Consider the following 16,910-nt stretch of genomic DNA (forward strand, 5'->3'; position numbering starts at 1 on the left):
TCTACAAATAAATACCTGTAAATCACGGGGTGCCGTATCATTGATATACCGCGTAGCTGTAGGGGCGACTGGAAGGTCGCCCGCTTTACACCAAATCATACCCCATTTGGGGCTGCACTCCATAAACCAAAACCGCGCACGGTGCGGACACGGCGTATGCAACGCGGGCGAGCTTCCACTCGCCCCTACATTGCTTGTAATGTATTTCTTTAAATAACCGCCTGTAAATCACGGGGTGCCGTATCATTGATATACCGCGTAGCCAGCACCGCGTAGCTGTAGGGGCGACTGGAAGGTCGCCCGACTTACGCAAACCGGACAACGGGCAATCAACTTAGCGCGAAACTCTTTTGACAACAGAACCGTCGCTAAGTCGCTCAATAACTATACCGCTGTAATCTTCACCGACTTTCATTCCGTCGACATTATAACGCTCCAGGACAGTTTTGTCGCTTGAGCAACTTACGTTATCCATGCCAAGAGTTTTAGACGACAAGGTAATATTGTCTATGTAACACGGGCTCGTTCCGGCGACATGACGGAATATTATCTGGGCATAATCCATGTCAGCCACGCCGGTGAGGTCAATATGCGCAGCCTTCCACTCATCGGAAGCTTCAACCTCCACAATCTTGATGTCATTGAAATCCTTGGCGAGCCCTACACTAAGTTTTGCTCCGGCAGGTAAACGATACCAGAAATATAAATGTACCTCAGGCACGTCTTTTAGCCATATCTTGCTTGAATACAGGTCTATGTCGACTCCATCCGCCTGTCCGGATATTTTAATTGAACCTCCGTCGCCATCATGATTTTCCATATCGGTCACGGCAGAAGCTTTCGTGTCTTTCGAGCTAAGGAACCAGGATGAGTGCAATTGCCGTTCAGCAAAAGATTCCTCAAAAGGAAGGTCAAGAGACTTTCCGAGAATCACGCTATTGGAATGTCCGCGAGAGCCTTCACCGGCGCTCGACACAGCACGCATGACATATATGTACTGCCGCTGCACACCTTGTTCTGCACGACCTGCGATTGTATAACTGTTGCCTTCCACTCCTTTGGCAACTTCTACAAGATTTATGCCATCAACCGATTCCCATATATCATATCGAAGATTTGACGTGTTTACATAATGACCGTTCCATCCGAGAGGCAGATCCTCCCAGGTGATTATTACATCAGAGGCGACAACGCTCAATGTGATATTCTGCGGTACAGAAGGAATGTCTTCACCGACAAAGAGACTGAGTTTTGTAGATTTCCCCGCACCGGTCTCATTGTAAGGAATAACCGTATAGTGATTGTCTCCGTTGGAAGGGTTTTCATCCACATAAATCAACTCCTCTCCCACGCCGGGATTTTCAAAGGTTTTAATTAGATTTGTATCATCACGATATATCTCAACTTTTGAAAGTGAAGAGAGCGATGTGCCGGCAGTAGTCAAAACCGGAGTACTGAATGAAATAGTTGCTTTTAATGCGCCTTCAGGATCAGCGACAATAGCAAGATCGGTCACTGCATCAGGAGCCGCCTCTACAGCTCCCTCCTTGACGCTAATATCATCAATGTCAAGCTCAAAGCCATCTGTCGGGTCTGACGTGCAATGAATACCGAGGTAGTAAACTCCGTCAACCGGGACTTTTACCGTCACATTAAAATCAAGAGCGTTATACTGAGCCACAACAGTTTTTTCAACCACCTCAATAGTCATGGATTCTGCGTCAGGAGATGCGCCGAGCCATGCGCTAAACTCTTCAGGCGACGATTCATCAAAACTTCTCGCCCTGAACGAAATTTCATAATTTTTATCGGCTTCCATTCTGAAACCGGGTGTAATCAGCCAGTCATCGGCTACATCATCGGCAAACAGAGAAAAATATTGGGCAACTCCATCAGACCATTCCCATGATACAAAGTCATCATTGCTGTCAATTACAGTAAACGAATCAAATGTCGATTCATCTTCAAAGTTCTCAAACCACGGGAGCTCAACAACAGCTTCAGAAACCCTGGAGACAGGCGCCATATGCCTCTGCTTAGTCACTTTTTCAGCTAAAGCCTTTTTCAACTCTGAGCGTGACTTCAGGCGCTCTACATCATTCACCGCAGAGACGGTCAACGACGTGCATGCCAAAATTACCAATGCAATAAAATAGTGAAATCTGTTCATGTTATACAAAATAAGAAATTATACAATCACAAAATTAATAAATTAATGCAAATTTTCACATTCAAATAGCAAGTTTAAGCAATTTGCAATCAATCACAGACCAATTCAAAACATTAAAACGGAGACACACGGTGCGGACAAGGCGGTGTGGACACGGCGGTGCGGACTCTGCTGAGGCAACGCGGACACGGCGGATGAAACGCGGGCGAGCTTCCACTCGCCCCTACATTGCTTGTAATGTATCGCTATAAATAAACACCTGCAAATCACGGGGTGCCATATCATTGACATACCGCATAGCCCGTACCGCGTAGCTGTAGGGGCGACTGGAAGGTCGCCCGCCTTACACAAACCTATCGGAGGATGCACACCATAATCAAAAACCGCGCACGGTGCGGACACGGCGGATGAAACGCGGGCGAGCTTCCACTCGCCCCTACATTGCTTGTAATGTATCGCTATAAATAAACTCCTGTAAATCACGTGGTGCCGTATCATTGATATACCGCGTAGCTGTAATGTATTTATACAAATAGACACCTGTAAATCACGTGGTACCGTATCATTGATATACCGCGTAGCCCGTACCGCGTAGCTGTAGGGGCGACTGGAAGGTCGCCCGCGTTCCCGCACTCCGTGGGGACGGGATCGGGTATTTATTGTTTTTTAACTTGATTGGGCGATAAATCTGCACCGATTCCGAGTTATCTTTGCACTAAACATTAAAACAGTCACAATCATGGAAAAACCAAAGAAAACCACCATAAAGAAGGGTGCGGCTCCCGCTGACCCCAAGGCTGCCAAGAATGAGGCTCTTGCCCAGGCTATGGCAAAGATTGAAAAGAATTATGGCAGGGGTGCCATTATGAAGCTCGGCGACGACCGCGTCGAGGACATCGAGGTAATCCCTACCGGCTCGATAAGCCTTAACTATGCACTCGGTGTCGGCGGATATCCTCGCGGCAGAATCACCGAGATATATGGACCCGAGTCTTCTGGTAAGACTACACTTGCCATCCACGCGATAGCGGAGGCACAGAAACGCGGCGGCATCGCGGCGATTATCGACGCTGAACACGCCTTTGACCGTTTTTATGCCGAAAAGCTTGGTGTTGACGTCGACAACCTGCTTATCGCGCAGCCCGACAACGGCGAGCAGGCTCTTGAAATAGCAGAACAGCTCATACGCTCATCGGCAATCGATATAATCGTAGTCGACTCAGTGGCAGCACTTACGCCCAAAAGCGAGATTGACGGCGACATGGGCGACCGCAACGTGGGTCTTCAGGCGCGACTTATGTCACAGGCGATGCGTAAGCTCACAGGAAGCATCTCGCGCACCAACACCTGCTGCATATTCATCAACCAGCTCCGCGACAAGATAGGCGTGATGTTTGGACCGTCGGAAACCACCACAGGCGGTAACGCACTGAAATTTTATGCTTCGGTGAGAGTCGACATCCGTGCCGCCACATCAATCAAGGATGGTGACGATGTGCTCGGACGCCATGCCAAGGTAAAGGTCGTTAAAAACAAGGTGGCGCCCCCATTCAAGCGCGCAGAGTTTGACATCATGTTTGGCGAAGGCATATCACGCGCAGGCGAGATACTTGACCTGGGCACAGAACTCGGCATCATCAACAAAAGCGGCTCATGGTTCAGCTATGAAGGCTCCAAGCTCGCCCAGGGCAGCGTGGCGGCAAAGCGCATGATTGCCGACAATCCCGAACTCGCCGAAGAGCTTGAGGCTAAGATTATGGAAGCGCTGAAGTCGGGCGACAGCAGCGCCGGCACCACAAAGAAGCCGAAACTGAAGAAAGCCGCCGATGAAAAGCCTGACAGCGATAACAGCGAGGACGAACTCGACGACATCTCCGACAGCGAATTTCCCGACGATTTCTCAATCGACGAAGACGTAACAGAAGATTAAGACCATATTGAAAAACGGGGCGGCTCAAAAGTCAGCCCCGTTTTCATTTATTAAACTGATTTAATTTGCAGGATTAATGATTTTAACTATCTTTGTGGCATATTGCCGTAATAGTATTACACTTTATTAAAATCTATTCAATATGTCCCAAATCAAGACAATAGGTATTCTCACCTCCGGAGGTGACGCACCCGGGATGAACGCCGCGATACGCGCGGTGACACGTTCCGCTATCTTCAGCGGATTCAAGGTAAAAGGTATCTACCGCGGTTACCGCGGGCTCATCACCAACGAGATAGTTGAGTTCAAGACACAGAACGTATCCAATATAATCCAGATGGGCGGAACCATCCTGAAGACAGCGCGCTGCAAGGAATTCCAGACTCCCGAAGGTCGCCAGCTCGCCTACGACACAATACGCCAGCATGAGATTGACGCGCTTGTAGTGATAGGCGGTGACGGATCGCTCACGGGTGCCCGCATTTTCGCCACCGAGTTCAATTTCCCTATCATAGGACTCCCCGGAACCATCGACAACGACCTTTACGGCACCGACAGGACTATCGGATATGACACGGCACTGAACACAATCATGGAATGTGTCGACAAGATACGCGACACCGCGACAAGCCACGAACGCCTATTTTTCATCGAGGTAATGGGTCGCGACGCCGGCTTCCTCGCGCTTAACGGAGCCATCGCATCGGGCGCAGAGGCGGCTATAATCCCGGAAATATCGACTGAGGTCGACCAGCTTGCAGAGCTTATACAGAACGGATTCCGCAAGAGCAAAAACTCATCAATCGTGCTTGTTGCCGAAAGTCCTGTGACCGGAGGGGCAATGGGGCTTGCCGAACGTGTTAAAAACGAGTATCCCGGCTACGACGTGCGTGTGTCGATACTCGGTCACCTGCAGCGAGGCGGCTCGCCGACCGCAGCCGACCGCATACTCGCGTCACGCCTCGGCTCAGCGGCAATCGACGCGCTGCTTGAAGACCAGCGCAACGTGATGATCGGTATATCCAACGATGAAATAGTTTACGTGCCTTTCTCAAAGGCAATCAAGAATGACAAGCCTATCAACCGCGAGCTTCTCAACACCTTGCGACGCCTGTCAATCTAAATAATCAAGATTACGCATAAGTCCTTTTAGTTTAGTGCGCTTTACCGCTGAATGTCGGAAAAGCGCACTAAATTTTTCCGGTGTAAGCCCGGCGATTGAATCCCGGTCAAGCGAAAGAAAACCTTCAGAAGGGGCAAACTCCTCAATATCCGTCGGGACACACGCGCGGTTATGGGGACACACCTGCTGACACACATCGCAACCGTAAAGATGATTGCCAAGAGAGGTCCCCTCCGGCAATGACTCTCCGCGATATTCGATAGTAAGATAAGAAAGACAGCGTCTGGCATCGATTTTACCGTCCTTTATCGCGCTTCCGGGGCAAGACCTCACACACGCCCCGCAAGAGCCGCAATCGCCCTTAAAACGCGCGTCAGGGGCAAAACCGGCAGTGGTCAGTATCTCTCCGAGAAAGAAATAAGACCCCATGCCGGGAATTATCAGCTGTGAGTTTACTCCGCGGAAGCCGAGTCCCGCCTCTACCGCCCAGTAACGCTCCGGGATAGGTGCCGTGTCCACACACACGCGTGTCTCTCCGCCATAAAGCTCCTCTATATGGCACGCGAGCTTACGCAGGCGGTCACGCACCACCTCATGGTAATCCTTACCGTAAGAATAATAGGCAAACTGCGGCACATCGCCACGCTGAAACAGGGCGGGAAAATAATTGAACGCACACACAATCACCGATGCCGCGCCCGGAAGCAAGCCACCGGGATTACGCCTCACGTCATGATAGCGGTCAAGATAAGACATCTCGCCGTGACATCCCTCCGCAATCCACTCTTCATATCTTTTAAGCTGCTCTTCATCCACATCATGGACAGAGGCAATCCCGAGTCGCGACACGCCGAGACGCGACGCCGCCTCGCGCAGCTCTTCACTACATGTCGACGGGAGCAAACTCATATCCCTCCTGTTTAAGCCATTCGATAGCACGCGGGAGAGCATAACGAAGATTGCGTTCAGCCTTCAGGGAGTCGTGAAACACTATTATAGAACCGTTGCGGGCGAAGCGCTTCACGTTGTTAAGCACCTGCTCTCCGTTAAGCTTTTTAGAGTAGTCACGGGTGACAAGGTCATACATTATTATGTTGAAATGATCCTTTATCACCTTTGCCTGCCCCCATCTCATGATGCCGTGGGGCGGGCGGTATAGCGGACTGTCGATAAGGTCGTCAGCCTCCTTGATGTTACGCAGGTAGATATGGGAGCGCTCCTTGAATCCCTGGAGATGATTCATTGTGTGGTTGCCCCAGCTGTGACCGCGTTTTTTGATTTCCTCAAGCAATTCGGGATGACGCCTCACATTATCGCCTACAAGAAAGAATGTAGCCTTTATGCCATAGTGGTCAAGCATGTCAAGCACCCACGGCGTCACCTCCGGAATCGGACCGTCGTCAAAGGTAAGATAAACAATCTTGCGACGCTTGCGCTTGATGCGCCACACCCCCTCCGGAAAGAGGATGCGGTACAGAAGCGGCGGCTGCTCGATAAACTTGAACATGGCTCACAAAGAAATTGTGCTGTCGCGCCTATTCAAGGCTCTTTGCCCCGGTCTCCGGCGCACTCTTGAAATAGCGTGAGAAATTTACACCCTCACCCTGCAACTGCTTCATAAGCGCCTCTACATCACCTCCACAGTCGGCATAGAGCTGCAGGAGCTGTATGAAATAGGAGTCATTGATATAGCGGTCATTTCGTGTAAGAAGCGAGTACTGGCGCGGAGAAAGAGTCTGGAAATACAACACATACTGCTTGTAGAGGTTAATCTCGTCGGTCAATATCTGAAGAGCCTTTTTCTTGTCGGCATCATTGCCTGTGACATCACCGAGACGCGAATACAGATCGACAATCTGCGTGCCGGTAAGCACCCCGAGCGGAGCCGCGTGTACAGGCAGTTTCTCCATCATAAGGTCAATTACTGTCTGCGAACGCTGATAACGGTCAGCTATAAAGTTGCTTATCTTCTCCTTCTGAGCTTCATCCATGTTGACACTGTCCTGATGGAAATACATCTCAGCCTCCACTCCCTCGTTGTAAAGAGCCGTGGCAAGGTCGATCATCGTCATGCGCGTGGTGTTGACCATGCGGCGTATCGTCTCGTCAAGATATATGTCATCGGCCGAAGTGGTCTTGTCAAGACCTCCCCAACGGAACTTGTTGACAATGTTGTCATAAGCCTTGTCGGTATTAACCGCGATATGATAGCCGTCGAAGTCACGATTCTTTATCGGGCCCACCTCGTAGGTCATACCTGTCGAGCGCATATAGGGCGAAAGATTCAGGTAGTAGTCATCGGGCACCGTCATGGCGAAATATATCGGACGCTCCCAGCCGTTGGCGGCATTGGTGGCAAGCATGTCAAGCGCTATGACATTGCTGAGGCGCAATCCTCCGTCAGGTTCCGACATCTGATTGAGGTCGATGTATTCCTCGATAGCGGCAGCCTCGTCTTCAGCGACACGCCCTGCCTTCAATACAGCCTCCTTATCGACGGGAAGATACATGTTGGGGTATTTGAACTCATATAGCCCCCACTCGTTTTTGTTGGCGTCGGGGCTGTAAAGAGCCTTCAGCGCCGCGTTCACGTTGACCTTGGTGGTGTCAGGGTTCAGGAAGTAACTGAACTGCCGCTTGTCGTGGGCATACAGGTCGGGGGTAGCCGCCATCTTGATTGCCGGAGCGTCGTAGGAGGGCATACGCATCTGGTCGACATACCAGTCGGTGGTAAGGTAAGAGAGATTAACCACCCTCACGTCAGTGCGGTAACCCTCCACCTCCTGCGCATACCACAGCGGGAATGTGTCATTGTCACCATTGGTAAACACAATAGCGTTGGGCTCAAGGCTCGAAAGATAGTTCATGCCGAAATCACGAGCCGCATACCTGCCGGAGCGGTCATGGTCATCCCATGTCTGCGACACCATCTGAAGGGGCACGAAAATACCTACAACCACAGCAATCACAGCCCCTATAAGCGAGCGCGACTCCTCCTTACCCTTTGTAAGGTTGACGACAAGACGCCAAAGCCCGGCGACACCCATGCCGACCCAAATGGAGAACGCATAGAACGAGCCTGCAAAAGCATAATCACGTTCGCGCGGCTGATTGGGCGTCTGGTTAAGGTAAAGCACAATGGCTATACCTGTCATGAAGAACAGGAAGGCGATGACCCAGAACTGCTCTATGCCTCGCTTGGAGGTGAAAGCCTGCCAGCCTATACCGATGATGCCGAGGATAAGGGGAAGCATGTAAAACACATTATGTCCCTTGTTTCCGGCACCGAGGTCATCGGGCAGCAACGACTGGTCGCCGAGACGCAGGTTATCAATCAGCGGAATACCCGAAATCCAGTTACCATGGGTAATCTCACCGTTGCCTTGTATGTCATTCTGGCGTCCTGCAAAATTCCACAGGAAATAACGCCAGTACATGTGGTCAAGCTGATAGTTGAAGAAGAAAGTCAGATTTTCGAGAAACGTAGGCTTGATTTTACTCTGAGTCTGACCCGGATAGGGATTGCCGTCACGGTCGATATAAGGATTGACAGTGACCGGTGTGCCCTTCATGCCTGTCCAGTCCTTGTAAGCCGACGCATATTTGCCGTCATACATACGGGGGAAGAGCATGTTCAGCTCCGGATTCATAACATATTCGGTCTTAGTGCCGATCACCTCGTAGCGGTCGGGCTGGTCGGGCGAAGTTTTCACGGTCTTGCCGTAAAGGGTCTTACCCTCCTTCTTCACAGCCTGCGGACGTCCCTGCGCATCAATCTGATAGACGATTCCCGAGTTGAATGTCTGACCGTAGAAAAGCGGACGGTCGCCATACTGCTCACGGTTAAGATAAGAGCTGAGCGCAAACACATTGTCGGGCGCATTCTGGTTCATCGGCGTGTTTGCCGAGGAGCGTATAAGCAACAGGGCATATGACGAATATCCGATGAATATCACCAATATACTGAGAACAATTACGTTAAGTATTCTTACAGGCACCTTCTTCATGTAGACGAAAAGATAGAAGAGGAGGCCGCAGAAGATAATAACCGGGGCAAGCCATCCGTCACCGATAAAGGGAATACCGGAGAGAAAGACGCTCAGGAAGAATGACACCTTTATCATGCGGGAATTTTTCTGGCGGTAAAGCTCATATACAGCCCACACCATCACCGCGAGGGCTATAATGGTATATGCGATAGGACCGGAATTATATCCGCAGTGGAACACGTTGACAAACAGCAGTTCACAATACTGCGCCATCTCGATGAACCCGGGAACAAGTCCGTAAAGGATAAGCCCCACAATGACAAACGACACCGCGAGCGCCGCAAGCGAACCCTTTGCATTGATATTTTTGAACTTCTTATAGTAGAAGACAAGCACAATAGCCGGGATACAGAGCAGGTTGAGCAGATGGACAGCGATAGAAATGCCAATCACATAGGCTATCAGCACCAGATAACGGTCGCTGTGAGGCTCGTCGGCACGGTTTTCCCATTTCAGGATAAGCCAGAACACGAGTGCCGTACAGAATGAAGAGAAGGCATATACCTCGCCCTCGACTGCCGAAAACCAGAATGTGTCGCTCCACGTGTACACGAGCGAGCCGCATATTCCTGACCCGAAGATTACGAGCATCTCGACAAGCGACATCTCAGTGGCGTCATCCTTGACCACAAGGCGACGTACAAGATGAGTTATCGTCCAGAACAGCAACAGTATAGTGCCGGCACTCAGCAATGCCGACATCGTATTGACGGCTATCGCCACATGCTGCGCGTCGGGAGCGAAATTGACAAAAAATCTTGCCGCGAGCATGAATATAGGGTTGCCCGGCGGGTGACCGATTTCAAGTTTATAACCCTGCGAGATAAACTCGGGACAGTCCCAGAAACTTGCCGTGGGTTCCAGAGTCAAAAGATAGGTGACAGCCGCGATGACAAACATGAGCCATCCGAGCGAGTCATTGATTATGCGATATTTTTTCATCATCTTGATTATAAGCTTATTCAAATCTCCAGGTAATCACACCTGTCTGTTCGGCGGGAGCCTCCATGTCGACTGAAAAACGTGACTGGCGAGACGCCGCTATACAGCTTCGGCGCACACCGGCGTTAGCCGCAGCCGGTCCCGTGCCGCCTATATATTCGGGAGTGCCTGTCACCTGTCCTTTACGGTTGACACGCACTTTTATACGCACAGTTCCTGAAAGAGTGCTGGTCGGACGCCCCCATGCCTCCGCTGTGCGTCCGCGCAGGTCATGACCGGCAAGACCGCTCAATGCTCCGGAGTCAGAGTTGCCGTTAGGCGAGCCTGCCTCACCTGTCCCCTTCTTGGAATTGCTGAATCCGCTCTTCATGCGGTCCTTGATTTTTGCCTGTTTCTCAGCCTCCTCCTTCTGACGGCGCACACGCTCGCGTTCCGCAAGCTCTTCTTTTGTAGGGCCTGTCTTTTCAGGGCGGGGCTTTTCAGTCACCTTCATTGTCGACTCGTTAGCCGAGGTGACAAGCGCGGGAGCCTCGGCAACGGCATCAGCGCCGTCGGCGAGGTCGGTTCCGTCGACTGCCGGGTCGGAGGGAGAGTCGTCGGGCATCGGTGAATTGTCGGTCTCCTCCACAGGAAACGGCATGTCGCCCAGCTTCACAAACTCGCCGCCAAACACAATTTCACTTGAGTCGACGGGAGGCCACTTGCGGTCGTCGGGAGCCGATATGTCCACGCGACAATGCACAAGCACGAGTGCCAACACTATAAGGATGACAACAAGCGCCGTACCGGCGAGGGCTATCAGTTGGTCACGCTGCGACTCACTCATTATATCTACTTGATTTTACATTAATTGGATGGCGCCACATCTCCTTCAAGTGTCATCACGGGAGCCGTGGCGACGGGAGTCTTTGCCGGTTTTGTGGCAAGCACCATCTTCAGGTTATTACGCGCCCCGAGGTCAAGCACCTCGACAATCTTGCCGTAAGGCACTTCCTCGTCGGCATATATTGCAATAAAGCCGTCGGGCTCACTCTGCTGGGCAAGTTGCAGGAATGCGAGCAACGATTCGGCCTCGATAGGCTGCGGCTGCTCGTCGCCGAAAGAGGCAAATAAGCGGCTGTCCTTATCTATATATACACGAGTGCCGGGCTTCAGAGCTGTCTGCACCGAACTCTGCGGAAGGTTAACTTCCAGCGCCGTCGGGAACACAAATGTAGAAGTTATCATGAAAAAGATGAGCAACAGGAAGATGACATCGGTCATCGACGCCATCGAAAACATCGCCATCATGTCATGAGGTCGTTTGAGTGCCATTGGGGTCAGTAGTCAGTGGCGGTTAAGCCGGTTCGTTAAGCAGATCCATAAACTCCATGCTCTTGCCTTCAAGCAGCTTCATGACGCTGTTTAGACGCGCTACGAGGATATTGTAGCCAAACAGAGCGACAATACCTACCGCAAGACCGGCGACTGTAGTCACGAGAGCCTCGTAAATACCACCGGCAAGCACCCCTACATTGGCAGCCGAGCCGGCATTGGCAAGGGCGAAAAACGCCTCGACCATACCCACGACTGTACCGAGGAATCCGAGCATCGGCGCTCCGGCAGCCGTAGTGGCGAGCCAGGGAAGTCCCTTTCCGAGATTTGCAATCTCAAGATTACCGGTATTCTCGATTGCCACAAGCACGTCATTCATCGGCCGGCCTATGCGGCTTATTCCTTTAAGAATCAAGCGGCTGTAAGGCGAGCCGTTTTTCTTGCAGAGATTTTTCGCGCTCTCGAGCTCTCCCTCGTGGATATAATCCTTAATCCGCTTCATGAAAGAAGAGTCCTCACGTGCAGCACGGCTGATGACTATATAGCGTTCGATAAAAATGTATATGCTTATGACGAGCAGCAGGGCAAGCGGAATCATTATGAATCCGCCTTTCATGCACAGGTCCCATACTGAAAGTTCGGCGGTAGTCACTGCTGTTGACACAGTGTCGGCCGATGCCGCAGAGCCGGCAAGCGACTCAAGTGTCTCGATAGAATCGGCGACCCCGTCAGGCACCTGTGAGATAATCGTGTTGAGAATAGACATGTCGTGGTAGATGAATTATATATATTGTTACTTTAAGCAGTTTTTATATTGTCTGATAGCCTCTTCCAGCCCAAGATAGAGCGCGTCGCAGATCAATGCATGACCGATCGACACCTCGTTAAGATAAGGCACGCGCTCATGAAAGAATTTAAGATTCACGAGACTGAGGTCGTGACCGGCGTTTACGCCTATGCCCGCTTTATGAGCGGCTATGCTTGCCGCCACATAGGGAGCCACGGCAGCCTCGGGGTCAGACGGATAATTATCGGCATAGGGCTTTGTATAAAGCTCCACACGGTCAGTGCCGGTAGAGGCCGCCGCCTTTATCATCGCCTCATCGGGGTCGACAAATATTGAAGAGCGTATGCCCGCCTCGCGGAGCCGGTCGACTATCTCAGTAAGAAACTCATGATGCCTTACCACATCCCATCCCGCACTGGAGGTTATCGCGTCGGGAGCGTCGGGGACAAGTGTCACCTGCTCCGGCTTCACTTTCAATACAAGATCCATGAAATCGGGCGACGGATAACCCTCTATGTTAAATTCGGTCTTAACCAAAGGACGCAAGGCAAACACATCGGAGTGACGTATATGACGCTCGTCGGGACGCGGATGGACCGTTATGCCCTGTGCGCCGAAAGCCTCGCAGTCGACAGCGACTTTTTCCACATCGGGCACATTTTCGCCACGCGCATTGCGCAGTGTCGCGACTTTATTGATATTAACGCTCAGATTTGTCATCTTTTTAACCTCAATTTATTGTAATGAATTGTTGTAATAACATAAAGATTACATCAATGTTAGGAATTTTCCCTATATTTGTAATCCTGTTACAACAAATGCAACTGCAAAAATAATCAGAAATAATAAAACTGCGAAAAGAATTGATAGCAAAAGATGCCATAGCACCCCAAATTATACCCATATCGCCCGGAGAAAGCACTAAATATGATTTTTCAGGCAGCGACAAGGGCACGCCCATCGTGGATCACGACGGCAGGTATCTCGGCATGACCGACGGAGAGCCGCGCCCGGTAAAGGGCTCTACCCCTCTGTCGCTTGTGCTGGAAAGAATTGCTTCCGGCGATACAGTATTGCCTGTGGTCGACGACATCACGGAGCGCTACATAGGCGCCATCGACCGCGATTCGGCACTTTCAGCCGTGGCTCGCCTTTTCCCGCAACTTGACGAATACACTGAACTCACCATCACCTGCCCGCCGAGCCAATACAGCGCCTCGGCGATAGCCCACGCCGTAGAGGATGCCGACGCTCATCTGCTGAACCTCAACGTGACGGCGGGGACGGAGCCTGATTCGCTTACGACCGTGATGCTACGGGTCAACCACTCGCGTGGAGAATCGGTAGCACGCTCGCTGCAACGCTACGGCTACGAGACCGTGGAAATGACAGGCGACCCGGGCATGTTTCACACCGATATAGCCGAGCGCGTGAGCGCCCTGCTGCATTATCTTGAAATATAACGCTGCCGGTCATGAGAATAGCCGTATTCGGAAACAGGTATCAGGAAGCCCACATAAAGGAACTGTCGGCTCTTTTCAATCTGCTGTCTCACCACAATGTATGGGTCGAGATGGAGGAGTCGTTTTACAGCTATCTATGTTCAGTGCTTGACAGCAAGCCTGAAATCAACGACCTCATCACCGGCGACGACTTCAACGCCGCCATAGCCCTGAGCATCGGAGGCGACGGCACTTTTCTACGCACAGCACAGCGCGTGGGCAAGAAAGAGATACCGATACTCGGCATAAACACCGGTCATCTCGGATATCTCACCGACATGACTCTTGACGAAGTAAACCTGAAGCTGCGCCATCTGCTCGACGGTAACTACAAAGTAGAGTCGCGCACCATGATAGAGGTGACAAGCCCCGACACGACCCTCAACCTATGGCAATACGCGCTCAATGAAGTCGCCATACTTAAAGAGGACACATCTTCAATGATAGAGATGGAGGCGACAATCGACGACAGCCACCTCGCGACCTATCTTGCCGACGGGCTGATTGTGTCGACCCCGACAGGCTCCACCGGCTACAATCTTTCGGTCGGAGGACCGATAGTGGCACCCTCCGCCCCGGTGTGGGCAATCTCCCCCGTAGCCGCCCACTCTCTTACCATGCGCCCGCTGATTGTAAGCGACAGCAGTGTGATATCGGTCATGACAAGCTCACGCTCCGCTACCTATCGCCTGAGTCTTGACGGAAGGTCACAGACACTGCCTGTAGGCACGACATTAGAGATGCGGCGTGCGCCGTTTGTCACCCGTGTGATTCAGCGTGTCGACCACCGGTTTACCGACACCCTGCGATCCAAACTTCTCTGGGGAATCGACAAGCGATGAAAAGCCGAATCGTAAACCACCCGCAACTCGGAGAGATAAAAATCACGATGCGCCGCGATGCCCGCCGGTTTGTGGCGCGATGGAAAGAGGGCATTGTGCATCTCACCATACCACAGCAATGTGACACCGATGACCTGATGAAGGCAATCGAGACCCTCACGCCACGCCTGCTCAAGAGCAAGCCTACGCTAAAATACGCTGAAGGGCAGACGATTGACATCGCCGGGTTAAAGGTCGTGATATCACGCCAGAGCGTAAAGCCCGGTCACGTGCTTGCGTCGCTCCGCGACGACACGGCCCATATCGAGGTAGGTTCATCGATTGACCTCGACAGACGGGAAAGCACCGTCACCATAAGCAACATACTTTGCCGCATAGCCTGGAAAATCGCGCCCGACCTCCTGCTGCCACGCGCCGCCGAGCTTGCGCGCGAAATCGGCCTACAGCCGAAGTCATGGCATATAATGCGCGGCTACAGCACTCTTGGCAAGTGCAGCTCAAGCCGGGAGATACATCTAAGCTACGTGATAGCCTTTCTGCCGCAGGAACTTCGCGACTACATCGTGTGGCACGAACTCGCCCACCTGTCGGAGATGTCCCATTCGCCACGCTTCCACGCCATCTGCGACAGCTATTGCCACGGTCGCGAAAAAGAATACATCTCGCGCCTCCGCAACCACAAATGGCAGATACTGCGCAAATAAAACGCCCTGAAAAACACAAAACCTTTATCTTTCATAATCAGATAATTCAGTTTTTGGATTACATTCTCATTTAGTCTGGAAAATAATTAGTAACTTTGTGTCGTTTCCCAAAGTCAAATAATTTTTAAGTTTGGGAAATGGAATCAGATGAAACTAATAGAAAGACCGTTGTATCTCCGCCAGTTAGAGGGCTTGATAAACACTCCCGATATTAAGATAATAACGGGAATAAGACGTAGTGGCAAATCCAAACTGTTAGGAGCGTTCTCTGATTATATAGTCAAAACAGATGCTACCGCAAACATCATTTATATTGACCTGACAAAAATCAAGTTTGAACATCTGAAAGAGTATCATGCTCTCAACGACTATATAGAGGAAAAATACCGGGATGGAGTCAATAATTATCTGATGATTGACGAGGTTCAGCTATGTGAAAAATTCGAGCTGGCTATCAATAGTCTGCACTCAGATGAAAAATACGATATCTATCTCACCGGCTCGAATGCGTTTCTTCTAAGCAGTGATCTTGCCACACTGTTTACTGGGCGATACATGGAGATTCACGTTTATCCGTTTAGCTTCAAGGAGTACTGTGCTTATTTCGATATTGGCGGAGATTATGATGAACATTTCGAGCGTTATATAAAACTTGGAGGACTTTCAGGTTCATATACTTATAAAAACGACTCTGACAAAGAGAAGTATATCCGGGATGTTTATGACACAATCCTTATCCGGGATCTTGTAGAGAAATATCGGCTGGGGAGTGCGACCCTTCTAAAAAAGGTCGCTGAATACCTGATGGACAATGTGAGCAATATATCATCGTCAAGGAATATCAGCAATATCCTTGTGGCAAATGGCACAGAGACCAACTACAAGACTGTGGGCAGTTATGTCGACCATCTCTGCCACGCCTTTGTCTTCTATGAGGCCGGAAGGTATGATGTGAGGGGTAAGACCTATCTTCAGTCGCTCAGTAAATACTATCTTGCGGATACCGGCATTCGTTTTGCGGTACTTGGCAAACGTAATATGGACTGGGGGCGTATGCTTGAGAACATAGTCTTCATAGAACTGCTACGACGCGGATATGATGTCTATGTAGGTAAGCTGTATCAGAAAGAGATTGACTTTGTTGCAATGAAAGGCAATGAGAAATTATACATTCAGGTCAGTGACGACATTTCCGGTGAAGAAACATTCCGAAGAGAGATAGAGCCGTTGTTGCAAATACGCGATGCTTATCCCAAGATGCTACTTGCAAGAACCCGACATGAAGCAAGCGACTATGAAGGCATATCCATTATTGACATTCCACGTTGGTTACTTGACTAGCCCGATTTAAGGTATATTCCTGTCAACAGCACAAATATACACCAGAGCATAAGTATATGATTGAAAAAAATAACTCTGAGATATTCAAATGCCATTACACGGATGCATCTCGTTATGACCGAATATTTGTCTGGAGTATGGGAATTGGCTTTATGGTTATTTTTATTCTTTTGCCTCATAATGGCAATATATATCCTTTCCTAATT

General features: G+C 50.6%; 13 protein-coding genes and 1 pseudogene. 6 read left to right on the forward strand and 8 right to left on the reverse strand.

Features of this window, described 5'->3' with window-relative positions:
* Positions 1 to 334 precede the first annotated feature (334 nt).
* A complete protein-coding gene (locus tag E4T81_RS07690; RefSeq protein WP_135043066.1) occupies positions 335 to 2,170 on the reverse strand; it encodes a choice-of-anchor J domain-containing protein in 1,836 nt (611 codons plus the stop codon).
* Positions 2,171 to 2,909: 739 nt separating this feature from the next.
* Between E4T81_RS07690 and recA the strand changes: the two are divergent.
* A pseudogene (gene recA, locus E4T81_RS07695) lies at positions 2,910 to 3,941 on the forward strand (recombinase RecA); the annotation flags it as partial.
* Positions 3,942 to 4,242: 301 nt separating this feature from the next.
* A complete protein-coding gene (gene pfkA, locus E4T81_RS07700) occupies positions 4,243 to 5,223 on the forward strand; it encodes a 6-phosphofructokinase (RefSeq protein ID WP_135043070.1) in 981 nt (326 codons plus the stop codon).
* Here the strand turns inward: pfkA and queG are convergent.
* Genes queG through E4T81_RS07735 form a run of 7 tightly spaced genes read right to left on the reverse strand, consistent with a single transcriptional unit; the run spans position 5,215 to position 13,035 of the window.
* A complete protein-coding gene (gene queG, locus E4T81_RS07705) occupies positions 5,215 to 6,132 on the reverse strand; it encodes a tRNA epoxyqueuosine(34) reductase QueG (protein WP_167761777.1) in 918 nt (305 codons plus the stop codon). The two genes, pfkA and queG, sit on opposite strands and share 9 nt — an antisense overlap.
* The gene (locus E4T81_RS07710; protein WP_135043074.1) at positions 6,107 to 6,730 is read right to left on the reverse strand and encodes a polysaccharide deacetylase family protein; all 624 of its coding nucleotides are present in this window, start codon (positions 6,728 to 6,730) and stop codon (positions 6,107 to 6,109) included. The genes queG and E4T81_RS07710 overlap by 26 nt, the downstream gene beginning before the upstream one ends.
* A 28-nt stretch (positions 6,731 to 6,758) precedes the next feature.
* A complete protein-coding gene (locus tag E4T81_RS07715; protein ID WP_135043469.1) occupies positions 6,759 to 10,214 on the reverse strand; it encodes a DUF2723 domain-containing protein in 3,456 nt (1,151 codons plus the stop codon).
* Positions 10,215 to 10,230: 16 nt separating this feature from the next.
* A complete protein-coding gene (locus E4T81_RS07720; protein WP_135043076.1) occupies positions 10,231 to 11,040 on the reverse strand; it encodes a hypothetical protein in 810 nt (269 codons plus the stop codon).
* A gap of 20 nt (positions 11,041 to 11,060) precedes the next feature.
* Positions 11,061 to 11,528, reverse strand: coding sequence for a biopolymer transporter ExbD (locus E4T81_RS07725; protein ID WP_135043077.1), 468 nt, complete (start codon positions 11,526 to 11,528; stop codon positions 11,061 to 11,063).
* A gap of 22 nt (positions 11,529 to 11,550) precedes the next feature.
* On the reverse strand, positions 11,551 to 12,294 hold the full coding sequence (locus tag E4T81_RS07730) for a MotA/TolQ/ExbB proton channel family protein (RefSeq protein WP_135043079.1): 744 nt from the start codon (positions 12,292 to 12,294) through the stop codon (positions 11,551 to 11,553).
* A gap of 27 nt (positions 12,295 to 12,321) precedes the next feature.
* A complete protein-coding gene (locus tag E4T81_RS07735) occupies positions 12,322 to 13,035 on the reverse strand; it encodes a pyridoxine 5'-phosphate synthase (protein WP_135043081.1) in 714 nt (237 codons plus the stop codon).
* A gap of 143 nt (positions 13,036 to 13,178) precedes the next feature.
* On the opposite strand from E4T81_RS07735, the gene E4T81_RS07740 reads away from it, so the two are divergent.
* The 4 genes from E4T81_RS07740 to E4T81_RS07755 all read left to right on the forward strand — a co-directional run bounded on the left by E4T81_RS07740 (position 13,179) and on the right by E4T81_RS07755 (position 16,704).
* Positions 13,179 to 13,778 carry a hypothetical protein gene (locus E4T81_RS07740; RefSeq protein ID WP_135043083.1) on the forward strand — a complete coding sequence of 200 codons (600 nt, stop codon included), beginning with the start codon at positions 13,179 to 13,181 and terminating at the stop codon, positions 13,776 to 13,778.
* Positions 13,779 to 13,789: 11 nt separating this feature from the next.
* Positions 13,790 to 14,659 (forward strand): NAD kinase, encoded by an 870-nt coding sequence (locus E4T81_RS07745; protein WP_135043085.1) that lies wholly within the window; start codon positions 13,790 to 13,792, stop codon positions 14,657 to 14,659.
* Positions 14,656 to 15,363 carry a M48 family metallopeptidase gene (locus E4T81_RS07750; RefSeq protein WP_135043087.1) on the forward strand — a complete coding sequence of 236 codons (708 nt, stop codon included), beginning with the start codon at positions 14,656 to 14,658 and terminating at the stop codon, positions 15,361 to 15,363. Before E4T81_RS07745 ends, E4T81_RS07750 begins: the two co-directional genes overlap by 4 nt.
* Positions 15,364 to 15,510: 147 nt before the next feature.
* Positions 15,511 to 16,704, forward strand: a complete 1,194-nt coding sequence (locus E4T81_RS07755) for an ATP-binding protein (RefSeq protein ID WP_135043089.1) — start codon at positions 15,511 to 15,513, stop codon at positions 16,702 to 16,704.
* Positions 16,705 to 16,910 lie beyond the last annotated feature (206 nt).

This window comes from Barnesiella sp. WM24 (assembly GCF_004570975.1).
GTDB lineage: Bacteria > Bacteroidota > Bacteroidia > Bacteroidales > Muribaculaceae > Muribaculum.